This window comes from Azohydromonas australica DSM 1124 (genome assembly GCF_000430725.1).
Taxonomy (GTDB): Bacteria; Pseudomonadota; Gammaproteobacteria; order Burkholderiales; family Burkholderiaceae_C; genus Azohydromonas; species Azohydromonas australica.
Genome location: NZ_AUMO01000043.1, coordinates 103,553 through 125,049 on the forward strand (window position 1 = coordinate 103,553; position 21,497 = coordinate 125,049).

The window sequence follows — 21,497 nt, forward strand, 5'->3', positions numbered from 1 at the left end:
CAGCGTGGCGGGCGGTGACTGGCTGCGGGCCGTGCGCGGGGGGCGGCGACAGCCCCCTGCTGTGCGCTTAGGCCGTGAGCGCCACCTTCATCTGTTCCAGACGGGCCTTGACAGAGCCGTCATAGACCTCGTCGCCGACCACCACGCGGATGCCGCCGATGAGCGAAGGATCGATCTGCACCGTGGCGTTGAGCTTGCGACCGAAGCGCTTTTCCAGCGCGGCCAGCACCTCGACGCCCTGCGCCTCGTCGATCGGGAAGGCGCTGTAGACCAGCGCGTCGGAGACCCCGCTGCCAGCGTTGACCAGCGCGCGGTACTGCGTTGCCACTTCGGGCAGCGCCACCAGGCGACCGTTCTCCAGCATCGTGCGCAGCAGGTTCTGCAGCGCGGGCCACAACGGCGCGGGCAACGCCCCGGTGATGACGTTGAACACCTGCTCGGTGCTCACGCGCGGGTTGTCGGCGAACTGGCGCACCTGCGGCTCTGCGGTCAGCGCCGCGAGCAGGTCGAGCTGCTCGATGGCACCGCGCTGCTCGGCGGGCATGATCACCTTGAACAGCGCCTCCGCGTAGGGGCGGGCAATGGTTGCAAGCTCAGCCATGGTCAGAGCTCGCTCTTCAGGCGCGACAGCAGCTCGCCGTGCACCGCGGGATTCACTTCGCGGCGCAGGATCGCTTCGGCACCCTTGACAGCCAGCGCGGCGACTTCGTCGCGCAGCGCTTCACGGGCACGGATGCTGGCCTGCTCGGCCTCGGCCCGGGCCGCGGCGACGATCTTGGCGGCCTCTTCGTTGGCACGGCCCTTGGCATCTTCGACCATGGACTGCGCCATGCGCTCGGCGTCAGCCAGGCGGCGGGCGGCGTCATCGCGGGCTTCGGCCAGCTGGGCCTCCACTCGCTTGTTGGCCGTGGCCAGCTCGGCCTTGGCCTTGTCAGCCGCAGCCAGACCGTCGGCGACTTTCCGGGCGCGCTCATCGAGCGCCTTGGTGATCGGCGGCCACACGAACTTCATCGTGAACCACCACAAGATCACGAAGACGACGATCTGCGCCAACAACGTTGCGTTCAGATTCACGGCTCGGACCTCTCTCGTAAAAAACTACTTCGTGGACGGACGAGAAAGATCCGGATCAGCGCAGCACGAAGGGGTTGGCGAACGCGAACAGCATCGCGATACCCACGCCGATCAGGAAGGCGGCGTCGATCAGACCGGCCAGCAGGAACATCTTGGTTTGCAGCTCGTTCATCAGCTCAGGCTGACGGGCCGAGGCTTCCAGGTACTTGCCGCCCATCAGGCCGATGCCGATACAAGCACCGATGGCGCCCAGACCGATGATGACGCCGCAAGCCAGAGCGACCAGACCGAGGATGTTTTCCATGACTACTCCTAGATGAGTTGATTGAGTTGGGAAAGGGAACGGGGGGGAAAGCCGCCGGTCAGTGCGCGTCGTGCGCCTGGCCCACGTACACCAGCGTCAGCATCATGAAAATGAAGGCCTGCAGCGTGATGATCAGGATGTGGAAGATGGCCCACGCGGAACCGGCCAGCACGTGGCCGATCCACAGAGCAATACCGCCCAGAGAGCCGAAGCCCACCGCGCCCATCAGCGCGATCAGCATGAACACCAGTTCGCCGGCAAACATGTTGCCGAACAGTCGCATGCCATGAGAGACCGTCTTGGCGACGAACTCGATCATCTGCATGAGGAAGTTGACCGGGGCCAGCACGACGGCCATGAAGCCATGGGCGTGGAACGGTGCGGAGAACAGCTCCTTCACCCAGCCGCCCAGGCCTTTCATCTTGATGTTGTAGTACAGGCACGAACCCAGCACCGTCACCGACAGCGCCAGCGTCGTGGACAGGTCCGCCGTGGGCACCACGCGCATGTAGGCATGGTGCGGGTCATGGCCCATGCCGCCGTAGATCGCGGCCCAGATGTTGGGAACCAGGTCCAGCGGCAGCAGGTCCATCGCGTTCATCAGGAAGATCCACACGAAGGCCGTCAGGGCCAGCGGGGCCACCGCCTTGCGCGACTGCTCGTTGTGCACGATGCCGCGGGCCTGCGTGTCCACCATCTCCACCAGGAACTCGACGGCGGCCTGCATGCGCCCGGGCACGCCCGAGGTCACGCTCTTGGCCACGCGCCACAGCACGAAGCAGCCGATCACGCCCAGCAGGATCGACCAGAACAGCGAGTCGAGCTTGAGCACCGGGTCCGACAGCGAGAAGTCGGCAATGCCGGTTTGCGTGCGAGTGGTGAAGTGCTCCAGGTGGTGCTGGATGTATTCACCCGCGGTAGGTCCGTGTCCTTCGGCAGCCATGTCAGCTTCTCTTTTTCCTTGCTCGCGCCCGGCCCTGCCACAGCAGCGCCAGCCAGTTGACCTTCATGCACAGCACCATCGTCACCAGCAACGCCGGCCAACTCAGGTCGCGCACGACCACCGCCGCCGCCACCAGCATGGCGGCCGCGACACCGATCTTGATGAACTCCCAGAGCAGGAAGCCGAACACCTGGGTGCCGGGCTGCTTGTCCCTGGTCTTGGCGAGGCCGCGGACCATCAACGCCCCCGGCACCACCACGGCAGCCGCGCCATACAGCGCCGACCAGCCGATCGCCCCCCGCCCCGTGACGACTGCCGCCAAGGCAGCCACCACCAGACCTACCGCGGCTTGAACCGCGACCACCCGCCACGGCGACAGCAGCGGGTATTCTTCGCGCAGGGCCTGCACTTGCTCACGCGTCAACGGCGCTCGCTCGTCCAGTTCCTTGTCGTTTTCGTCCTCAGCCCAGCTGTCGCGGAACTCGGGACGCCGGGACCGCTCTTGCATGTGGGCTTCAGACTGTCTCTATGCGCAAAACCGGCGGATTATAGGTGGAAAACCCTTAGCCTCCACTTACAACTCATGCCCTGTCGACACGCTCCGGCATGGCTTGCAATGGCGCGCACATTGAGCCAGCTCAATCCGTGAGCCTGTGGCGACCCGCCGCGGCGGCGCAGTGTCCACGATGTCACGCGATGCCGCCGCCGCGCACCACAATCGCCCCACCATCCGCTCCCGAGCCGACCGTGTCCCGCCTTTTCCCCCGCCGCTTCGTGGCTTTTTCGTTGCTGCTGGCGCCGCTGCTGGGCGCCGTGGCCCAGACCGAGGTCCGCACCGAACAGTTGCGCGCCGAACTACTGGCCCACGCTCCCGAGGGCGTGGTGCCGGGCAAGCCGCTGTGGCTGGGCCTGCTGCTGGAGCACGCGCCGCACTGGCACACCTACTGGAAGAACCCGGGGGACTCCGGGCTGCCCACCAAGCTGCAATGGAGTGTTCCCCCGGGCGTGGACCTGGGCGAGATCGAATGGCCCGTGCCGCAGCGGCTGCCCGTGGGCCCGCTGATGAACTTCGGCTACGAGGGCCGCGTGCTGCTGCCGGTGAAGGTGCAGGTGCCCGCGGGCTTCGACGCCCCGTCGTTGAGCGTGCAACTTCAGGCGGACTGGCTGGTGTGCAAGGAGGTCTGCCTGCCCCAGACCGGCCGCTTCAGCCTGCAGCTGCCCAGCCAGGCAGCCACGTCCGTGAACGCGGCGCTGTTCGACGAGGCCCAGCGGCGGCAGCCCAAGGCCATGGCTGCAGTGCAGACGGCGGCGCGCATCGAGGGCCATGAGCTGGTGCTCGACGTCCAGGGCCTGCCGGCGGCGCTGCAGGGCCAGCCGCTGGCTTTCTTCCCCGAACAGCCCGGCATCCTGGACAACGCCGCGCCGATGCAAGCGCGCTGGGACGGTACCGCCTGGCAGCTGCGGGCACCACTGTCGCCCGAGCGCGACCAGAGCCCGCCGCGCCTGGACGCGGTGCTGGGCGACGCGCAGGGCGGCGGCGTGCAGCTGGGCTTCGACGTCGCCGGCCCCTGGCCCGCGCCGGGCACCACGCCGCGGCGCGAGCCCGTGGCCGAGGCTGAATCGCCCGCGGCGCCGGCCGCCGCGGCAACGGGCGCGTCCTCACCTGCCTTCGGGCTGGCGCTGCTGCTGGCGCTGGGCGGCGGGATGCTGCTGAACCTGATGCCCTGCGTGTTCCCGGTGCTGTCGCTGAAGCTGCTGAGCTTCGTGACGCACCACCACCGGCGCGAGCGCGTGGCCGCGGCGCTGGCCTACACCGCAGGCGTGCTGGTGTCCTTCGTGGCACTGGCGGCGCTGATGCTGGCGCTGCGCGCCGGCGGCCAGCAGCTGGGCTGGGGGTTTCAATTGCAGTCGCCGGCCTTCGTGGCGGCGCTTGCGGCGCTGTTCACGGTGATCGGACTCAACCTGAGCGGGCAGTTCGAGTTCCGCAGCGTGCTGCCCTCCAGCCTGGCCGGGCTGCAGCTGCGCCACCCGCTGCTGGACCACGCGCTCACCGGCGTGCTGGCCGTGGCGGTGGCTTCGCCCTGCACCGCGCCCTTCATGGGCGCCTCGCTGGGCGCGGCGGCCACGCTGCCGACGGCGCAGGCGCTGTCGGTGTTCGCGGCACTGGGGCTGGGCATGGCCCTGCCCTACCTGGCCGCGGCGGCCTGGCCGGGCGTGGCGCGCGCGCTGCCGCGGCCGGGACCGTGGATGGCGCAACTGCGCACGCTGCTGTCCTTCCCCATCTTCGCCACCGTGGTGTGGCTGCTGTGGGTGCTGGGCCAGCAGACCGGGCTCGATGGCGCCGTGGCGCTGCTGGGCCTGCTGGTGGCGCTGGCCTTTGCGCTGTGGGCGCTGGCCAGCCCGGCCTTCCAGGCCACGCGCCGCGGCGCGCGCGCGGGCGTGGCGGTGCTGGCCGTGGCAGTGCTGGGCGCGACGCTGCACTGGGCCCTGCCGTCCTGGCGCGAGGCGCCGGCCGAGAGCGGGAGCGCCGCCGCTGCGGCCGGCGGCTGGGAAGCCTGGAGCGCCGATCGCGTGCGCACGCTGCAGTCTCAGGGCCGGCCGGTGTTCGTGGACTTCACGGCCGCCTGGTGCGTGACCTGCCAGATCAACAAGCGCGGCACGCTCGCCGACGCCACGGTGCGTGCCGATTTCGAGCTGCACGACGTGGCGCTGCTGCGCGCGGACTGGACGCGGCGCGACGCGGCCATCGGCACCGAGCTGGCGCGCCTGGGGCGCAGCGGCGTGCCGGTCTATGCGCTGTACCCGGCCGGCGGCGGCGCGCCGCAGCTGCTGACGGAAGTGCTGTCGGTGGCCGAGGTGCGCGGCGCGCTGGCGGCGCTGCCGGCCAAGCCCTGACGCGACGCCCTCCGGATCGCCGCTCCCGCCCCGGGCGAGGCGGCGGTGCCGTCCCTACAGCTTCGCGAAGTTGACCGGCAGCCCCGGCACCGCCACGCGCATCTCCAGCACGCAGCCGGCCCAGGGCTCGCGCGCGAGCTCGTCGGCGGGGCGGTGGTCGCGTGCGGTGGTGAGGTAGAGGGTGCGCAGGTCCGGCCCGCCGAAGCAGGGCATGGTCGGGCAGTGCACCGGCAGCGCCACCTCCTGCAGCAGCTGCCCCTGGGGCGACAGGCGCAGCAGCCGGCAGCCCTCGTACATCGCCACCCAGTACGCGCCCTCGCTGTCCACGGCGGCGCCATCGGGACGGCCGCCGTAGCGCACGCCTTCCTGCCGCGGCGCGAAGCGCGCGAACACGCGCTGGCGCGAGAGCGTCCCGAGGTCGAGATCGAAATCCAGCGCCCGGATCTCGTGCGCGCGCGTGTCGCTCCAGTACATCGTGTGGCCGTCCGGGCTCCAGGCCAGGCCGTTGCTGGTAGTGATGCCGTCGGCCATGCGTTCGAGCTCGCCGTCGTGGAAACGGTAGAGCGCCGCGCGCGGCTGGCGCTGCTCGTCGATGGTCCCGGCCCACAGCCGCCCCTGCGGGTCGGCCTTGCCGTCGTTGAAGCGCTGCTGCGCCGGGTCGTAGGGCGGCTGGCACACGCGCTGGCGCTGGCCGTGGCGGGGGTCGAAGCACCACAGGCCGTCGCGCATGGCCAGCAGCACGCGCCCGCCCTGCGCCGGCGCGGCGCAGCCGGGCTCGGCCTCGAAGCTCCAGTGGTCGTGGCGGCCTCGCCCGGGCTCCCAGCGGTTGAGGCGCCGCCCGGGAATGTCCACCCACCACAGCGCGCCCTCGTGCGGATGCCAGAAGGGCGACTCGCCCAGCCGCGAAGGCGGCAGCGGCAGCGGACGGGGGTCGAACAGGCGCTCAGTGCTCATGAAAACTCCAGGGCCGGGCCGCGCTGCCGTGCGCAGGCGGCACGCGGCAGCGGCACGAGGGTCATGGGGTCGTGATGTCGAGGTTCATCCAGCCTTCGAGGCTTTGCCCCGGCGCCACGGCGCGCAGCCCGTGCGCCTCGGGGTCCGCCTGCTGGATGGCGTTGTTGAGGTGGCTCACCGGCTCGACGCAGTAGTGGTCGCGCACCGCCTTGGCGAAGACCACGAGGTAGGGCTGGTCGGAGCTGATGCGCACGCTGAAGTGCCCGTCGCCCGTGAGCGCCTCGCCGTCCCAGCCCTCGAAGACGTTGTCGTAGTCCATCTGCAGGACGTCGCCGTCGATGCCGTCCTGCGCCACGCGCCGCACGGGCAGCAGCGTCTCGTCGGGCTCCCAGCGCTGCGACACCTTCGCCCGCAGCCAGCAGCCCGGCCGCTTGCTGAAGTAGGGATGCCAGCCGAAGCCCAGGGGCTGCACGCGGGTGTCGGTGTTGCGCACCGACATGCGCAGCCGCAGCGCCTGCGGCTCCAGCTCGAAGTGCTGGCGCGCCTCGAAGTCGAAGGGCCAGAAGGCATCGGCCCGGTGCGCGTAGCGCAGCTCGGCGCGCGTGGCCTCGGCCGACACCACTTCCCACGGCCGCTGCCAGCCCACGCCGTGCAGCGTGTTGGGCTCGTCCACGTTGGCGGCGAGCTCGATCTCCTGCCCCTGCCAGCGGAAGCGCCGCCGGCCGATGCGGTTGGAGTACGGCACCAGCGGGAAGCAGGCCGAGGGGCGCGGGCCGGCCAGCTGTGCCGGGTCGAAGCTGTGGAGCACCGGCCGATCGCCGAGCCACAGCCCGGCAATGCAGCCACCCAGGTCGGGGCGCAGGGCCAGGCGCAGCGCGCCGGCCTGGAGTTCGGTCACGGGATTCATCAACTGGTGCCTCGCGTTGTCGCCGTCGAAGACGCCGCGGCCGGGTGCCGCGGGAGCGGCCGGGATCAGGCCGCCGTCGCTTCGGTGCGGGTGCCCGAGCTCAGCGAGTGCACGTGCAGCTCGCCGTCGGGCGTGCGCAGCGATTGCACCACGGCCTGGGCGCCACGCATGAGCAGGCCCAGGTCGGAGGCCACGGCGATGAAGTTGAATCCCATGGCGCGGAACTGCGTCACCACATCCGGCGAGGCGCCCACCGTGCCCACCGGGATGCCCAGCCGCCGGCAGCGCTGCGCCGCATCGCCCATGAGCCGCATCACCTCCGGGTGCATGGGCTGGCCGGCGTGGCCGAGCTGCGCGGAGAGGTCGGCCGGGCCGACGAAGACGGCGTCCACGCCCTGCACCTGCGCGATGTCCTCCAGCTGCGCCAGCGCCTGCGGCGTCTCCAGCTCCACGATCACGCCCACCGCCGGCGCACTGGAAGTGGCGCCGTAGCGCGTGGCGCGGCTGAGCGTGGCCATGCTGCGCACGCCGTGCGGCGCATGGCGCGTGGAAGCGACGGCGCGCCGGGCGTCCTCGGCGGACTCCACCAGCGGGAACATCAGCGTCGGCGCGCCGGCATCGAGCACGCGCTTGACGGCCACGGTCTCGTTGGCGGGCACGCGCACCACGGGCGTCATCTTGGTGTTGCCGATGGCCTGCAGCAGGTGCACCAAGTCCATGTAGTCCAGCGGCGCATGCTCCATGTCCACCAGTCCCCAGTCGAAACCGGCATGGCCCACGGCCTCGGCCACGATCGGGCTGGCGGAGGTGATCCAGGTACCGATCGGCGGATGGCTGCCGGCGGCCTTGAGCAGATGGCGGAAGGTGTTCATCGACGGCTCCTTGTGCCCGTGACGGGCGGCGTTGTAAACGAAGGGCAGTCCAGTGTGCGCCGGCCGCAGAGCGATGTCCGATCCGGACGCGCCCGCATCCCTGCCGTCAGCCCAGCGATGCGCAAAGGTAGTGCGCGCCGGGGATGGGGTTGTAGTAGTACGGCGGCACGTCCTCGAAGCCGAGGCTGGCGTAGAGGCCGCGCGCGGCCTCCATCTCGTCGAGCGTGTCCAGCAGCATGCTGGAGTAGCCGGCCTCGGTGGCGCGGTCCATCAGCGCCTGCGCGAGCAGCCGGCCCAGCCCGAAGCGGCGGAAGGGCCGGCGCACGTACAGCCGCTTCATCTCGCAGGCATTGGGCGCGTCGGCCTCGGGCAGCGGTCGCAACGCCCCGCAGCCGGCCAGCGCGCCATCGACGAAGGCCAGCAGCAGCACGCCTTGCGGCGGGGCGTACTCGCCGGGCAGCTCGGCGAGCTCCTGCTCGAAGTTCTGGAAGGCGAGGTCGATGCCCAGGCCCTGGGCGTACTCAAGGAAGATCTCGCGGGTGGCCTGCAGCAGCTCCGGGGAGTCGGGCGCCAGCAGCTCGATCTGCGGCGGTGCCATGGTGCGGGCGTTCATGCGTCACGACCGGGCGGCACCGGAATACAGCATCTCATCGAAGTCGGTCGGCATCCATGCAAGGGGTGCAAAGATAGCGCGCTTGGCGCTGCGCTTCCAGCAAAGCCGCAGCAGTTCGCTGCGTACTGCGGGCAGCTCCCGGGCCGCCGTCACCATGGCGCCAACCGTGAGCGGACACTTCTGCCGTAACATCCTGCGTCAAACTTTCCAGTGATCTGGAGCAGAACCGGTGAGCTTCGAATCGACCCTTCCACTGGGTGCGCCGGAGCTGATGCGTGTCAGCGTGTTCAAGCGCTACCTGGACGAACTGACGCCGATCGAGGAGTCCGACCCGCAGCAGTTGCCGCCCTCGCTGGCGCAGGACCTGCGCCGCTTTGCGGAGCATGGGCGCCAGACCGAACCGCTGGAAGTGCTGGCCGCCTCGGTGCGCCACCTGTGCAACGTGGTGGTGCACCTGCAGGAGAGCCAGCGCGTGCTGCCGCTCACCCTCTTCCCGCGCCAGCGCCTAGCGCACTGCCCGCTGCCGCTGCCCGAGCTGCTGCGGCTGCCGCTGCAGTCGCTGCAGGTGCTGCACGTGGAGCCCGCGGTGCTGCGCCCGCCCGGCGATCCGCAGCGCGGGCTGGTCAAGGCGCTGCACCTGTACCACCCGCTGCCCGTGCTGAGCTGGGAATTCGCGCTGCGCGGCGCGCGCGAGCAATTGCTGCCCGAGATCGCAGGCTACGCCGCCTACCGCGCCTCGGCCGTGCTGGACCTGCGCCCGCTGCCTGTGCCGCAGACCCTGCGCCACTGCGTGCGCCGCCTGCAGCGCGAGACCACCAGCCTGCGCGACCTGGCCGAGTGGCCGGGCATGGACCGCGCCCTGGCCTCGCGGCTGCTCAACGCGCTGTACCTGCAGGCCGGCCTGATCGTCAGCCGCTCGCACCCGGCGGCCGACACCGACCGCTGGTTCTGAGCAGCCGGCTTCAGCGCGAGCTCAGCGCTTCCCAGCGCTCCAGCGCCTCCATCAGCGCCTCCTCGATCTGCGCCACGCGCTCGTGCATCTGCGTCGCGCTCTGGGGATCGCGCACGTAGAGGTCGGGGTCGCTGAGCTGCTCGGCCAGCGTCTTCTGCTCCGCCTCCAGCGCGTCGATGCGCGCCGGCAGCGCGTCGAGCTCGCGCTGCTCCTTGTAGCCCAGCTTGCGGGCCGGCTTGGGAGCCGCCGCGGGTGCCGGGGCTGGCGCCGGTGCGGCGGCCGGCTTGGGCGCAGCGGCCTCGACGGCCGCCAGCGAGCGGGCCTTCTGGATCTTCCAGTCCTCGTAGCCGCCCTCGTACTCGCGCCAGCGGCCCGGGGACACGTCGCCCTCCCAGGCGATGGTGCTGGTGACCACGTTGTCCAGGAAGCGCCGGTCGTGGCTGACCAGGAACACCGTGCCGGGGTAGGACTGCAGCAGATCCTCCAGCAGCTCCAGCGTGTCGATGTCGAGGTCGTTGGTGGGCTCGTCCAGCACCAGCACGTTGGCCGGCAGCGCGAACAGCCGCGCCAGCAGCAGCCGGTTGCGCTCGCCGCCGGAGAGCGTGCGCACGGGCGAGTTGGCGCGCGCCGGAGCGAACAGGAAGTCGCCCAGGTAGCTCATCACGTGCTTGCGCTGCCCGCCGATCTCCACCCACTCGCTGCCCGGGCTGATGGTGTCGGCCAGCGTCGCGTCCAGGTTCAGCACGCCGCGCATCTGGTCGAAGTACGCCACCTGCAGGTTGCTGCCGCGGCGGATGCTGCCGGACGAGGGCTCCAGCTCGCCCAGGATCAGCTTCAGCAGCGTCGTCTTGCCCACGCCGTTGGGGCCGATGAGGCCCACCTTGTCGCCGCGCAGGATGGTGGCCGAGAAGTCCTTGATCAGCTCCTTGTCGCCGAAGCGCATGCCCACGTGCTGCAGCTCCGCGACGATCTTGCCCGTGGGCACGCCGGCGTCCAGCTCCAGCCGCACCTGGCCCAGCGACTCGCGCCGCTGCACGCGCTGCTCGCGCAGCACGTGCAGCCGGTTGACGCGGCTGACGCTGCGGGTGCGCCGCGCCTCCACGCCCTTGCGGATCCACACCTCCTCCTGCGCCAGCAGCTTGTCGGCGCGCGCGTTGGCCAGGGCCTCGGACTCCAGCTCGCGGGCCTTGGTGCTTTCGAAGGCGGAGAAGTTGCCGGGATAGCTGCGCAGCACGCCGCGGTCGAGTTCGACGATGCGCGTAGCCACGGCGTCGATGAAGGCGCGGTCGTGCGAGATCAGCACCAGCGCGCCCTTCCAGGCGTTGAGCAGCTCCTGCAGCCACTCGATGGCGTCCAGGTCCAGGTGGTTCGTGGGCTCGTCCAGCAGCAGCACGTCGGGCGCGGCCACCAGCGCCTGCGCCAGCGCCACGCGCTTCTTGGTGCCGCCGGAGAGCGCGGCCACCTGGGCCTCGGCGTCCAGGTTCAGGTGCTGCAGCGTCTGCTCCACGCGCTGTTCCCAGGTCCAGCCGCCGAGCTGCTCGATGCGCGTCTGCAGCGCGTCCAGGTCGTCGCCGCTCTCGTGGCGCTCGTAGCGCTCGCGCAGGCTGCGTGCCTCGGCCACGCCCACGCTCACGGCGTCGAAGACCGTGGCGCCGGGCTCGAAGACGGGTTCCTGCGCCACGTAGAAGCGGCGCAGCCCCTGCTGCAGCTGCAGCAGGCCGTCGTCGGGCTTGTCCAGCCCGGCCAGGATTTTCAGGAGCGAGGATTTGCCGGCGCCGTTGCGGCCGATGAGCGCCACGCGCTCGCCGGCTTCCAGCGCGAAGGAGGCGCCGTCGAGCAGCGGCACGTGGCCGAAGGCGAGATGGGCGTTGGTGAGGGTGAGCAGGGCCATGGGGCGGATTGTCCCCTGCCCCGAAGGCCCTCCCGCCTCAAGCGCCGGCGGCCGCCTCTAGCGCGTCGATGAACAGCGCCGGCACGTTGCAGCCGGTCTGGTTCGTGATTTCCTGGAAGCCCGTGGGGCTGGTGACGTTGATCTCGGTGAGGCAGTCGCCGATCACGTCCAGCCCCACCAGCAGCAGCCCGCGCGCGGCCAGCACCGGCGCCAGGGTCTCGGCGATCTCGCGGTCGCGCGCGGAAAGCTCCTGCGCCACGCCCTTGCCGCCGGCGGCCAAGTTGCCGCGGATCTCGCTGCCCTGCGGAATGCGCGCCAGGCAGTACGGCACCGGCTTGCCGCCGATGAGCAGGATGCGCTTGTCGCCCTTGACGATCTCGGGCAGGTAGCGCTGGACCATCACCGTGCGCGTGCCGTGCGCGTTGAGCGTCTCGATGATCGAGCCCAGGTTCAGCCCGTCGGCGCCGACGCGGAAGATGCCCATCCCGCCCATGCCGTCCAGCGGCTTCAGGATGACGTCGCGGTGCTCGTCGTGGAAGGCGCGCACGGCCTGCGCGTCGCGCGTCACCAGGGTCGGGCCGATCAGCTCGGGAAACTCCAGGATGGAGAGCTTTTCCGGGTGGTCGCGCAGCGAGGCGGGCTTGTTGAACACCCGCGCGCCCTCGCGCTCGGCCTGCTGCAGCAGGTGCGTGGCGTAGAAGTACTCGCTGTCGAAAGGCGGGTCCTTGCGCATGAGCACCGCGTCCGCGTCGGCCAGCGCCAGCTCCTGTTCGGCCACGACCTCGAACCAGTCCTTGCCGCTGCTGCCCGTCAGCGTGATGGCCTGCGCGCTGCGCGCCACCACGCGCGAGCCGCGGCGCCACACCAGCGCGGACTGCTCGCAGGCCCAGACCTTGTGGCCGCGCGCGAGGGCCTCGCGCATCATGGAAAAGGTGGTGTCCTTGTAGGTCTTGAAGGTCACCAGCGGGTCGGCGACGAACAGCAGGTCCATGGCGCGCGGGCTCAGCGGAAAGAGGGGCGCCAGTGTTGCACAGCCAGCGCCAGCACCCCGGCGACGAGGCCCCAGAAGGCGGAGGCGATACCGAACAGCGACAGCCCGCTGGCGGTAACGAGGAAGGTCAGCAGCGCCGCCTCGCGCGTCTTCTCCTCGTGCAGCCCCATCGCCAGCGCGCCGCCGATGGTGGACAGCAGCGCCAGCCCCGCCACCGCCAGCACCAGCGCCTTCGGGAACGCGCCGATGAGCCCCACCACCGCGCCGCCGGCCAGGCCCAGCGTGACGTAGAAGAGCCCCGCCATCACCGCCGCCATGTAGCGCCGCGCCGGATCGGCGTGGGCCTCGCGCCCCATGCAGATTGCTGCCGTGATGGCTGCCAGGTTCAGCGCGTAGCCGCCGAAGGGCGCCAGCAGCAGCGAGGCCAGCCCGGTGACGGTCACCGGCGGCGACACCGGGGTGTCGTAGCCCGCGGCGCGCTGCGCGGCCACGCCGGGCAGGTTCTGCGAGGCCATGGTGACCACGAACAGCGGCAGCGCCAGCCCGACCAGCGCCTGCAGCGAGAACGCCGGCATGGTCCACACCGGCCGCGCCAGCTGCCACTGCACCGCGCCCAGGTTCAGCGTGCCCTGCGCCGCCGCCACCGCGATGCCCGCCAGCAGCACGCCCGGCACCGCATAGCGCGGCCACAGCCGCTTGCCCAGCAGGTAGGCCGCCAGCATCGCCAGCACCAGCGCCGGGCTGGCCTTGAGCGCCAGGCAGGCGTCGAAGCCGAAGCGCGCCAGCACGCCGGCCAGCAGCGCCGCGGCCAGCGCGCGCGGGATGCGGTCCATCACCCGGGCGAAGAAGCCGCTGGCGCCGGCCACGGTGATCAGCAGCGCGCACACCACGAAGGCACCGATGCCCTCGGCCATGCTGAGGCCGCTGGTGCCCGCGATCAGCGCCGCACCGGGCGTGCTCCAGGCCGTGAGCACGGGCTGGCGATACCACAGGCTCAGGCCCGCGCTGGTCAGCCCCATGCCCAGGCCCAGCGCCCACATCCAAGAGGTGGTCTGCGCCGGCGTGGCGCCCAGCGCCTCGGCGGCGTGGAAAACGATGACGACCGAGCTGGTGAAGCCCACCAGCACGGCCACGAAGCCCGCCACCACGGCGGACAGCGACAGATCCTTCAACCGCACGGCAGCCGACTCAGATCTCGACCTTGGAGCCCAGCTCCACGATGCGGTTGGCCGGCAGGTTCAGGAAGTCTGCCGCCGCCGAGGCGTTGCGGTGCATGCTGGCGAAGAGCTTCTCGCGCCACATCACCATGCCCTCGCCGATGGTCGGGATCACCACGTCTCGACTCAGGAAGTAGCTGGTGTCCATGTCGTCCAGCGGCACGCCGCGGCCCTTGAGCGCCTGCAGCGCCTCGGGCACGTCCGGGTCGTTCTTGAAGCCGAAGTGCAGCACCACCTGCCAGCAGTCGTGGCCCAGCGAGTGCACGCTCACGCGCTTGTCGAAGCCGATCCAGGGCACGTCGTGGTGCTGCACCGTGACGAACAGGTTGTATTCGTGCAGCACCTTGTTGTGCTTGAGGTTGTGCATCAGCGCGCTGGGCGTGAGGCCCTGCTCGGCCGCGAGGAACACCGCCGTGCCCGGCACGCGCTTGGGCGGGCTCATGAACACCGCCTCCAGGAATCCTTCGAGGTCGATGGCGTCGTCGCGCAGCCGCTCGGCCACCAGCGCGCGCCCGCGCCGCCAGGTGGTCATGAGCGTGAACATGCCGAAGCCGATGGCCAGCGGGAACCAGCCCCCGGCCACGAGCTTGAGCATGTTGGATGCGAAGAAGGCCACGTCGATGACGAAGAAGAAGCCCGTGGCCGCCAGGCACAGCCACAGCGGGTAGCGCCAGCCGTAGCGGATGACGAAGAAGGTCATGACCGTGGTGATGGTCATGTCCAGCGTCACGGCGATGCCGTAGGCCGAGGCCAGGCGCGAGGACGTGCCGAACAGCGCCACCGCCAGCACGATGAACACGTACAGCCCCCAGTTCACGAAGGGCACGTAGATCTGGCCCGTGTCCTTCACCGAGGTGTGCTTGATGTGCATGCGCGGCAGCAGGCCCATCTGGATCGCCTGCTTGGTCACCGAGAAGGCCGCCGTGATCAGCGCCTGCGAGGCGATCACGGTGGCGGCGGTGGCCAGGAACACCAGCGGCAGCCGCGCCCACTGCGGCGCCAGCAGGTAGAAGGGGTTCTCGACCGCCGCCGGGTCGGCCAGCAGCAGCGCGCCCTGGCCGAAGTAGTTGACCACCAGCGACGGCATCACCAGCCCGTACCAGGCGATGCGGATGGGCCGCTTGCCGAAGTGCCCCAGGTCGGCATAGAGCGCCTCGCCGCCGGTGACGCACAGCACCACCGCGCCCAGCGCCAGGAAGGCCACCAGCTTGTGGTGCAGCCAGAAGTCGACGGCATAGGCCGGGTTGAGCGCGACCAGCACCCCGGGGTTGCCGACCACGTGCGGCAGCCCCAGCGCCACCAGCGTGATGAACCACACCAGCGTCACCGGGCCGAAGAAGCGGCCGATGTCGGCGGTGCCGAAGCGCTGCACCGCGAACAGCCCCGTGAGCACCACCAGCGTGATCGGCACCACGAAGGGATGCAGGTGCTCGGAGGCCACCTCCAGGCCCTCCACCGCCGACAGCACCGAGATCGCCGGCGTGATCACGCCGTCGCCGTAGAAGATGGCCGTGCCGAACATGCCCACGGCCAGCAGCGCCTGGCGCAGCCGCGGGCGCTCGCGCACCGCGTGCGTGGCCAGCGCCAGCATCGCGATCAGGCCGCCTTCGCCGTTGTTGTCCGCACGCAGGATCAGCAGCACGTACTTCAGCGAGACGATGACCGTCATCGTCCAGAAGATCAGCGACAGCACGCCCAGCACGTTGTCGGGCGTGGGCTCGACGTGGCCCGCGTGGAAGACTTCCTTGAGGGCGTACAGCGGGCTGGTGCCGATGTCGCCATAGACCACGCCCAGGGCGGCCAGCGTGAGGGCCGCCAGGGCGGACGGCGATTGGGAAGAGGAGGAACTCACAGGGCTGGACCCACCCGGGGCCCGTTACGCAAAGCTTCTATTGTGGCTCCCGCGCGTTGTGCACCGCACAACGCGCGGGAACGCCGGGTCACTCGTAGATCTCGGCGTCGGGGTCGGTGGCCTCAAGCTCGTAGCTGGCCGCCAGCATCGCCAGGCGGCCGATCACGCCGTACATGTAGAAGCGGTTGGGCGCGCTGACGCCGGGCTTCTCGCCGGGGCGCGGCATGTGGCTGGCCTCGGCGAAGGCCAGCGGCACGAAGGCCGCGCCGGGGGCGTTGAGGTTTTCGTCGATGCCGCGCTCGGCGTGCACGCGGTAGAAGCCGCCCACCACGTAGCGGTCGAGCATGTACACCACCGGCTCGGCCACCGCGTCGTTCATGCGCTCGTAGGTGGGCACGCCCTCCTGGATGATCACCTCGCTGACCTCCTGCCCCTCCTTGATCACGCTCATCTTGTTGCGCGTGCGGCGGTTGAGGTCCTCCAGGTCCTTCGGATCGCGCACGGTCATGATGCCCATGCCGTAGGTGCCGGCGTCGGCCTTCACGACCACGAAGGGCTTCTCGTTGATGCCGTACTCCTTGTACTTGCGCCGCACCTTGGCCAGCAGGGCCTCGGCGTTGGACTGCACGCACTCCAGGCCCGTGCCGTCGGCGAAGTTGACCTGCCCGCACTGGGAGTACATCGGGTTGATCAGCCACGGGTCCATGCCCAGCAGCTTGGCGAACTTCTTGGCCACCTCCTCGTAGCTCTGGAAGTGGTTGCTCTTGCGCCGCACCGCCCAGCCCGCGTGCAGCGGCGGCAGCAGGTACTGCTCGTGCAGGTTCTCCAGCACCGCCGGGATGCCGCCGGAGAGGTCGTTGTTGAGCAGGATGGTGCAGGGATCGAAATCCTTGAGGCCGAGCCGGCGCGGCGTGCGCACCAGCGGCTCCAGCGTCAGCGAGCCGCCGTCGGGCAGCGTCAGCGTGGTGGGCTTGGTGATGGTTTCGTCCAGCGTGCCCAGGCGCACGTTCAAGCCGGCCTGGTTGAAGATCTGCGTCAGGCGCTGGACATTGCTGAGGTAGAAGCTGTTGCGCGTGTGCTTCTCGGGGATGAGCAGCAGGTTCTTGGCCTCGGGACAGATCTTCTCGATGGCAGCCATCGCGGCCTGCACCGCCAGCGGCAGCATCTGGTCGGTGAGGTTGTTCCAGCCGCCGGGGTAGAGGTTGGTGTCCACCGGCGCGAGCTTGAAGCCGGCGTTGCGCACGTCCACCGAGCTGTAGAAGGGCGGCGTGTGCTCCATCCACTCCAGGCGGAACCAGCGTTCGATGGCCGGCATCGACTCCAGGATGCGCTGCTCCAGCTCGTTGATCGGGCCGTTCAACGCGGTGATGAGATGCGGGACCATGGTTCGGGATTTCTTGGACTTCGACTGAGGGATTCTAGGCAGGTGGCATACCTGTCGGTGCGAGTCTTGCCCAGGAAACCGGCACGCCCGCCACAACTGGCCCGGCGCCGAGGACGGCGCCTCGCGGTTTCAGAAGAAAAAAGGCCACCCCGAGGGGTGGCCGAAGTTCGCTACCGCAACCGCAGCGAAGAGACTGCTCTGGAGCGGGGGCGCCTGCTTGGGGCGGCGCCACCCGCGGGTTCCGGAGGCGCCCACCGGGGCGGGCGCCGGGGGGATCAGCGGTTGTACGCCGTCTCGCCGTGCGAGCTGATGTCCAGGCCCTCGCGCTCTTCCTCTTCGGACACGCGCAGGCCGATCACCATGTCCACCAGCTTGTAGGCGACCACGGCAACCACGGCCGACCACACGATGGTGGTGATCACGCCTTGCGCCTGCACCCACACCTGGGCACCGATGCCACCCCACTCGCCGCACTTGTCGGTGACGTAGTTGCAGATGCCCGTGCCGCCCAGGTCGGGCGAGGCGAACACGCCGGTCAGCAGCGCGCCCAGGATGCCGCCCACGCCGTGCACGCCGAAGACGTCCAGCGAATCGTCGGCACCGAGCATGCGCTTGAGGCCGTTGACGCCCCACAGGCAGATGAAGCCCGCCAGCAGGCCGATCACCAGCGCGCCGCCCACGCCCACGAAGCCGCAGGCCGGGGTGATGGCCACTAGGCCGGCCACCGCACCGGAGGCAGCGCCCAGCATCGAGGCCTTGCCCTTCATCAGCGCTTCACCGGCGATCCAGCTCAGCGTCGCCGCAGCCGTGGCCACCACGGTGTTGGCGAAGGCCAGCGCGGCCGTGCCGTTGGCTTCCAGGTTGGAGCCGGCGTTGAAGCCGAACCAGCCCACCCACAGCAGCGAGGCACCGACCATGGTCAGCGTCAGGCTGTGCGGAGCCATGGACTCGCGGCCGTAGCCCACGCGCTTGCCCACCATGAAGGCGCCCACCAGGCCCGCCACGGCGGCGTTGATGTGCACCACGGTGCCGCCGGCGAAGTCCAGCGCGCCCTTGGCCCACAGCCAGCCCGCGTTGGCGGTGACGGCAGCCAGGGTCTCCTCGCTGGTGATGGCGTCCGGGCCGTCCCAGTACCAGACCATGTGCGCCACGGGCAGGTAGCTGAAGGTGAACCACAGCACCGAGAAGGCCAGCACCGCCGAGAACTTGATGCGCTCGGCGAAGGCCCCCACGATCAGCGCCACGGTGATGGCGGCGAAGGCGCCCTGGAAGCTCATGAAGCTGAGCTCCGGCAGCACCACGCCCTTGCTGAAGGTCGCGGCCACGGATTCGGGCGTGACGCCCTTGAGGAACAGCTTGTCCAGCGTGCCGATGAACGGGTTGCCGGCCGTGAAGGCTGCCGAGTAGCCGTAGACCACCCACAGCACCGAGATCAACGCGAAGACCACGAAGACCTGCATCAGCACCGACAGCATGTTCTTGCTGCGCACCAGGCCGCCGTAGAAGAGCGCCAGGCCCGGGACGATCATCAGGATGACCAGCGCGGTGGAGATCATCAGGAAGGCCGTGTCGCCCTTGTTGGGCACCGGCGCGGCCGCAGCGGCCGAGGCCACGTCGGCCACGGCGCTGGCGGCTTGCGCTACGCCGCTGGCGGCGACCGCCACGGCGTCCTGCGCCAGCACGCCGCTGGCCACACCCAGGCCGGCCAGACCGGCCGCCAGGGGGAGAAGAAGCTTTCTCATGATTTTGTCTGTGTGGTGTGGTCGGACTGCCGCGTCAGAGCGCGTCGGGGCCGGTTTCGCCGGTGCGGATGCGCACCACCTGCTCCAGCGGACACACGAAGATCTTCCCGTCGCCGATCTTTCCGGTCCGGGCCGAGCCTTCGATGGCTTCGATCACGCGCTCGACGACCTCGTCGTCCACCGCGGCTTCGATCTTGACCTTGGGCAGGAAGTCCACCACGTACTCCGCGCCGCGGTAGAGCTCGGTGTGGCCCTTCTGGCGGCCGAAGCCCTTGACTTCTGTAACCGTGATGCCCTGCACGCCAATGGCGCTCAGCGCTTCACGCACCTCGTCGAGCTTGAAGGGCTTGACGATTGCTGTGACCATCTTCATGGCTGATTCCTTTCAAAAGGTGTACTTGACTCCGACCACGAGCGCATTCTTACCCGTGAACTTGGAGCCGTCGGACGCCGGGGTGACGTAGAAGGCCTTATCGGCATTCGTACCCACGAAAGTGGCGCTCACCACGAAGCCGCTGAAGTCCTTGGAAACGCCCAGCGAGTAGTCGGTGTAGGAGCCCAGGTCGTCATTGGGACCCTTGATCTTCTGGTAGCCCACGTGCGGCACCAGCATGTAGCCGTCGGTGATCTCGAAGCTGCCCGACAGGTCGAAATAGAAGCTGTTCTTGCTGTCCGGGTTGCCGAAGGTGTTCGTCAGCGCGTGCGAGTACTTGGCCGTCACGGGACCGTAGGTCATCGCGCCGTAGAGCTCGGTCGTGTTGGCGTTCTTGAGGCCGGTGACGTTGCCCAGCTTGTTGCGCGGATACCAGTACTGCAGCAGGCCCACGTCGTAGCCCAGGCCTTCCATGATCGAGCCTTTGTAGCCGCCGTAGACGTCGACCTCGACGCTGCCCTTCTCCGCACCGGCGTCCTTAATCCACTTGATGGTCGAGGCCCAGGTACCGACATAGAAGCCGCCATCGGCGCTCTGCACCCAATCCGCCCCGCCCTGCAGCGCCGGATCCAGGCGGCTCTGCGAGATGCCGCGATAGCGGTAGTCGGTCACTGCGCCCACGTTGAAGCTCACGTCGGCTTGGGCCGGCAGGCTGCTCAGCGAAGCAAGGGTCGCGACGGCAAGGAAGGCTTTTTTGATCATGAACGCTCCGGATTGATAGGTGCCTACCTAAAACTGCACCTTCCGTGCCAGCACGAATCTGGACTTTCCCGGGTGCATTCCTCCGCGGCATCAAGCTGCGGTGCACCAGGCTGGTGAAAACGGCGTCCAATCCCTGCTTTGGTGCGCCTTCACACGGGGCGTTACAAGTAAGTCACAGTTCTCCACAATGGCCTGACGACGGGACCCCACGGGAGGACGCGGATGTCGCTGGCCGTGCTGTGCAGTCGGGCGCTGGACGCCCTGGAAGCGCCTGAAGTGCGCGTGGAAGTGCATCTGGCCAACGGGCTGCCCAGCTTCACGCTGGTGGGCCTGGCCGACACCGAGGTCAAGGAGGCGCGCGAGCGGGTGCGCGCGGCGCTGGGACACAGCGGCCTGCCCTTTCCGCACAACAAGCGCATCACGGTGAACTTGGCACCGGCGGACCTGCCCAAGGAGTCCGGGCGCTTCGACCTGCCCATCGCGCTGGGCATCCTGGCCGCCGCGGGCGAGCTCGACATGGCGGCGCTCGGCCGCTTCGAGTTCGCGGGCGAGCTGTCGTTGGCCGGCGAGCTGCGCCCGGTGCGCGGCGCCGTCGCGCTGGCCCTGGCGCTGCGCCGCGCGGGCAGCACGCGCACGCTGGTGCTGCCCGCCGAGAGCGCCGAGCAGGCCGCGCTGGTGCAGGGCGTGGACGTGCGCCGCGCCACGCACCTGCTGCAGGTGGTGGCCGCGCTGCGGCCGGGCGACGCCGCTGTGCCGCTGCCGCGCGCGCAGGCCCTGCCGCAGCCGGCCCCGGCCGCGCTGCCCGACCTGCGCGAGGTGCGCGGCCAAAGCGCCGCCAAGCGCGTGTTGGAGATCACGGCCGCCGGCGGCCATTCGCTGCTGATGGTGGGCAGCCCGGGCAGCGGCAAGTCGATGCTGGCACACCGGCTCGCGGCGCTGCTGCCGCCCATGGCCGAGGACGAGGCGCTGGCCAGCGCCGCGCTGCAGGGACTCTCCAGCAGCGGCTTCAACGTCGCGCACTGGGGACTGCGACCGGTGCGCACGCCGCACCACTCGGCCAGCGCGGTGGCGCTGGTGGGCGGGGGCTCGCCGCCCAAGCCGGGCGAGATCTCGCTCGCCCATGGCGGCGTGCTGTTCCTCGACGAGTTGCCGGAGTTCCCGCGCATGGCGCTGGAGGCGCTGCGCGAGCCGCTGGAGAGCGGGCGCATCACGCTCTCGCGCGCTGGGCGCCAGGCCAGCTACCCGGCGCGCTTCCAGCTCGTGGCCGCCATGAACCCCTGCCCCTGCGGCTGGCTGGGCGCCTTCGCCGCCACCGGCCGGCCCTGCCGCTGCACGGCGCAGGCCATCCAGCGCTACCAGGGACGGCTCTCCGGCCCGCTGCTGGACCGCATCGACCTCCAGCTCGAAGTGCCCGCCGTCAAGCCCGCCGAGATGCTGGCCGCGGCCGAGGGCGAGCCCAGCGCCGTGGTGGCGCAGCGCGTGGCCGCGGCACGCGAGCGCGCCCTGGCGCGCCAGGGCCAGCCCAACGCCAACCTCGACGCCGCCGGGCTGGACCAGCACGTGCGCCCGGAGGCCGCCGCGCTGCGCCTCATCGAGCAGGCCGCCACGCGGCTGGGCTGGTCCGGCCGCAGCCTGCACCGGGCGCTGAAGGTGGCGCGCACCATCGCCGACCTCGCCGGCGAGGACCAGCCCGGCGTGGCCCACGTGGCCGAGGCGCTGCAGTACCGCCGCGCCCTGCCCGGCTGAGCCAACGAAAACGGCCGGCCGCTCC

The 21,497-nt window shown here is 70.2% G+C and carries 21 protein-coding genes; 3 read left to right on the forward strand and 18 right to left on the reverse strand.

Features of this window, described 5'->3' with window-relative positions; translation table 11 throughout:
• Window positions 1-67: 67 nt before the first annotated feature.
• From H537_RS0107120 to H537_RS0107140, 5 genes are read right to left on the reverse strand one after another with little or no spacing between them, the layout of a single operon-like run.
• Window positions 68-601: a F0F1 ATP synthase subunit delta gene (locus tag H537_RS0107120; RefSeq protein ID WP_028997346.1), complete on the reverse strand. Its 534-nt coding sequence runs from the start codon at window positions 599-601 to the stop codon at window positions 68-70.
• Between the two features lie 2 nt (window positions 602-603).
• Window positions 604-1,074 (reverse strand): F0F1 ATP synthase subunit B, encoded by a 471-nt coding sequence (locus H537_RS0107125; protein WP_028997347.1) that lies wholly within the window; start codon window positions 1,072-1,074, stop codon window positions 604-606.
• Between the two features lie 55 nt (window positions 1,075-1,129).
• Complete coding sequence (atpE, locus tag H537_RS0107130; protein WP_028997348.1) at window positions 1,130-1,378, reverse strand: F0F1 ATP synthase subunit C; 249 nt, start codon at window positions 1,376-1,378, stop codon at window positions 1,130-1,132.
• A 58-nt stretch (window positions 1,379-1,436) separates the two neighbouring features.
• On the reverse strand, window positions 1,437-2,321 hold the full coding sequence (gene atpB, locus H537_RS0107135; RefSeq protein ID WP_028997349.1) for a F0F1 ATP synthase subunit A: 885 nt from the start codon (window positions 2,319-2,321) through the stop codon (window positions 1,437-1,439).
• Between the two features lies 1 nt (window position 2,322).
• Window positions 2,323-2,829, reverse strand: coding sequence for an ATP synthase subunit I (locus H537_RS0107140; RefSeq protein WP_028997350.1), 507 nt, complete (start codon window positions 2,827-2,829; stop codon window positions 2,323-2,325).
• A 239-nt stretch (window positions 2,830-3,068) separates the two neighbouring features.
• On the opposite strand from H537_RS0107140, the gene H537_RS56470 reads away from it, so the two are divergent.
• Window positions 3,069-5,216 carry a protein-disulfide reductase DsbD family protein gene (locus H537_RS56470; RefSeq protein WP_028997351.1) on the forward strand — a complete coding sequence of 716 codons (2,148 nt, stop codon included), beginning with the start codon at window positions 3,069-3,071 and terminating at the stop codon, window positions 5,214-5,216.
• Between the two features lie 54 nt (window positions 5,217-5,270).
• Here the strand turns inward: H537_RS56470 and H537_RS0107150 are convergent, their stop codons facing one another.
• The 5 genes from H537_RS0107150 to H537_RS0107170 all read right to left on the reverse strand — a co-directional run bounded on the left by H537_RS0107150 (window position 5,271) and on the right by H537_RS0107170 (window position 8,718).
• Complete coding sequence (locus H537_RS0107150) at window positions 5,271-6,170, reverse strand: SMP-30/gluconolactonase/LRE family protein (protein WP_028997352.1); 900 nt, start codon at window positions 6,168-6,170, stop codon at window positions 5,271-5,273.
• A gap of 61 nt (window positions 6,171-6,231) precedes the next feature.
• Window positions 6,232-7,077 carry an aldose 1-epimerase gene (locus H537_RS0107155; RefSeq protein ID WP_028997353.1) on the reverse strand — a complete coding sequence of 282 codons (846 nt, stop codon included), beginning with the start codon at window positions 7,075-7,077 and terminating at the stop codon, window positions 6,232-6,234.
• A gap of 65 nt (window positions 7,078-7,142) precedes the next feature.
• Window positions 7,143-7,949, reverse strand: a complete 807-nt coding sequence (locus H537_RS0107160; protein ID WP_028997354.1) for an HpcH/HpaI aldolase family protein — start codon at window positions 7,947-7,949, stop codon at window positions 7,143-7,145.
• 106 nt (window positions 7,950-8,055) lie between these two features.
• Complete coding sequence (locus H537_RS0107165) at window positions 8,056-8,547, reverse strand: GNAT family N-acetyltransferase (protein WP_028997355.1); 492 nt, start codon at window positions 8,545-8,547, stop codon at window positions 8,056-8,058.
• An 18-nt stretch (window positions 8,548-8,565) separates the two neighbouring features.
• A complete protein-coding gene (locus H537_RS0107170) occupies window positions 8,566-8,718 on the reverse strand; it encodes a hypothetical protein (protein WP_156901499.1) in 153 nt (50 codons plus the stop codon).
• Window positions 8,719-8,791: 73 nt separating this feature from the next.
• Here H537_RS0107170 and H537_RS0107175 point away from each other — a divergent pair, with 73 nt between their 5' ends.
• The gene (locus H537_RS0107175; protein ID WP_043458346.1) at window positions 8,792-9,514 is read left to right on the forward strand and encodes a hypothetical protein; all 723 of its coding nucleotides are present in this window, start codon (window positions 8,792-8,794) and stop codon (window positions 9,512-9,514) included.
• 10 nt (window positions 9,515-9,524) lie between these two features.
• On the opposite strand, the gene H537_RS0107180 is transcribed toward H537_RS0107175, so the two are convergent.
• From H537_RS0107180 to H537_RS0107215, 8 genes are all read right to left on the reverse strand, one after another.
• Window positions 9,525-11,405: an ATP-binding cassette domain-containing protein gene (locus H537_RS0107180; RefSeq protein WP_028997358.1), complete on the reverse strand. Its 1,881-nt coding sequence runs from the start codon at window positions 11,403-11,405 to the stop codon at window positions 9,525-9,527.
• Window positions 11,406-11,442: 37 nt separating this feature from the next.
• Window positions 11,443-12,396 (reverse strand): glutathione synthase, encoded by a 954-nt coding sequence (gene gshB / locus H537_RS0107185; protein ID WP_028997359.1) that lies wholly within the window; start codon window positions 12,394-12,396, stop codon window positions 11,443-11,445.
• A gap of 11 nt (window positions 12,397-12,407) precedes the next feature.
• On the reverse strand, window positions 12,408-13,574 hold the full coding sequence (locus tag H537_RS0107190) for a benzoate/H(+) symporter BenE family transporter (protein WP_028997360.1): 1,167 nt from the start codon (window positions 13,572-13,574) through the stop codon (window positions 12,408-12,410).
• Window positions 13,575-13,584: 10 nt separating this feature from the next.
• Window positions 13,585-15,465, reverse strand: coding sequence for a potassium transporter Kup (locus H537_RS0107195; protein WP_028997361.1), 1,881 nt, complete (start codon window positions 15,463-15,465; stop codon window positions 13,585-13,587).
• Between the two features lie 88 nt (window positions 15,466-15,553).
• Complete coding sequence (gene gshA / locus H537_RS0107200) at window positions 15,554-16,849, reverse strand: glutamate--cysteine ligase (RefSeq protein WP_028997362.1); 1,296 nt, start codon at window positions 16,847-16,849, stop codon at window positions 15,554-15,556.
• Between the two features lie 275 nt (window positions 16,850-17,124).
• The gene (locus H537_RS0107205; RefSeq protein ID WP_028997363.1) at window positions 17,125-18,591 is read right to left on the reverse strand and encodes an ammonium transporter; all 1,467 of its coding nucleotides are present in this window, start codon (window positions 18,589-18,591) and stop codon (window positions 17,125-17,127) included.
• 34 nt (window positions 18,592-18,625) lie between these two features.
• Window positions 18,626-18,964 carry a P-II family nitrogen regulator gene (locus tag H537_RS0107210; protein WP_028997364.1) on the reverse strand — a complete coding sequence of 113 codons (339 nt, stop codon included), beginning with the start codon at window positions 18,962-18,964 and terminating at the stop codon, window positions 18,626-18,628.
• A gap of 12 nt (window positions 18,965-18,976) precedes the next feature.
• Window positions 18,977-19,726 (reverse strand): TorF family putative porin, encoded by a 750-nt coding sequence (locus H537_RS0107215; RefSeq protein ID WP_043458347.1) that lies wholly within the window; start codon window positions 19,724-19,726, stop codon window positions 18,977-18,979.
• A 222-nt stretch (window positions 19,727-19,948) separates the two neighbouring features.
• On the opposite strand from H537_RS0107215, the gene H537_RS0107220 reads away from it, so the two are divergent.
• A complete protein-coding gene (locus H537_RS0107220) occupies window positions 19,949-21,472 on the forward strand; it encodes a YifB family Mg chelatase-like AAA ATPase (protein WP_028997366.1) in 1,524 nt (507 codons plus the stop codon).
• Window positions 21,473-21,497: the final 25 nt, after the last annotated feature.

Excerpts from the sequence above, each read along its gene's own strand:
- H537_RS0107170 (WP_156901499.1), bottom strand. The coding sequence starts at position 8,718 with ATGGTGACGGCGGCCCGGGAGCTGCCCGCAGTACGCAGCGAACTGCTG.
- gshA (WP_028997362.1), bottom strand. The coding sequence starts at position 16,849 with ATGGTCCCGCATCTCATCACCGCGTTGAACGGCCCGATCAACGAGCTG.
- atpB (WP_028997349.1), bottom strand. The coding sequence starts at position 2,321 with ATGGCTGCCGAAGGACACGGACCTACCGCGGGTGAATACATCCAGCAC.
- H537_RS0107210 (WP_028997364.1), bottom strand. The coding sequence starts at position 18,964 with ATGAAGATGGTCACAGCAATCGTCAAGCCCTTCAAGCTCGACGAGGTG.
- H537_RS0107205 (WP_028997363.1), bottom strand. The coding sequence starts at position 18,591 with ATGAGAAAGCTTCTTCTCCCCCTGGCGGCCGGTCTGGCCGGCCTGGGT.
- gshB (WP_028997359.1), bottom strand. The coding sequence starts at position 12,396 with ATGGACCTGCTGTTCGTCGCCGACCCGCTGGTGACCTTCAAGACCTAC.
- H537_RS0107150 (WP_028997352.1), bottom strand. The coding sequence starts at position 6,170 with ATGAGCACTGAGCGCCTGTTCGACCCCCGTCCGCTGCCGCTGCCGCCT.
- H537_RS0107180 (WP_028997358.1), bottom strand. The coding sequence starts at position 11,405 with ATGGCCCTGCTCACCCTCACCAACGCCCATCTCGCCTTCGGCCACGTG.
- H537_RS0107120 (WP_028997346.1), bottom strand. The coding sequence starts at position 601 with ATGGCTGAGCTTGCAACCATTGCCCGCCCCTACGCGGAGGCGCTGTTC.
- H537_RS0107165 (WP_028997355.1), bottom strand. The coding sequence starts at position 8,547 with ATGGCACCGCCGCAGATCGAGCTGCTGGCGCCCGACTCCCCGGAGCTG.
- H537_RS0107220 (WP_028997366.1), top strand. The coding sequence starts at position 19,949 with ATGTCGCTGGCCGTGCTGTGCAGTCGGGCGCTGGACGCCCTGGAAGCG.
- H537_RS0107155 (WP_028997353.1), bottom strand. The coding sequence starts at position 7,077 with ATGAATCCCGTGACCGAACTCCAGGCCGGCGCGCTGCGCCTGGCCCTG.
- H537_RS0107140 (WP_028997350.1), bottom strand. The coding sequence starts at position 2,829 with ATGCAAGAGCGGTCCCGGCGTCCCGAGTTCCGCGACAGCTGGGCTGAG.
- atpE (WP_028997348.1), bottom strand. The coding sequence starts at position 1,378 with ATGGAAAACATCCTCGGTCTGGTCGCTCTGGCTTGCGGCGTCATCATC.
- H537_RS0107160 (WP_028997354.1), bottom strand. The coding sequence starts at position 7,949 with ATGAACACCTTCCGCCATCTGCTCAAGGCCGCCGGCAGCCATCCGCCG.
- H537_RS0107215 (WP_043458347.1), bottom strand. The coding sequence starts at position 19,726 with ATGATCAAAAAAGCCTTCCTTGCCGTCGCGACCCTTGCTTCGCTGAGC.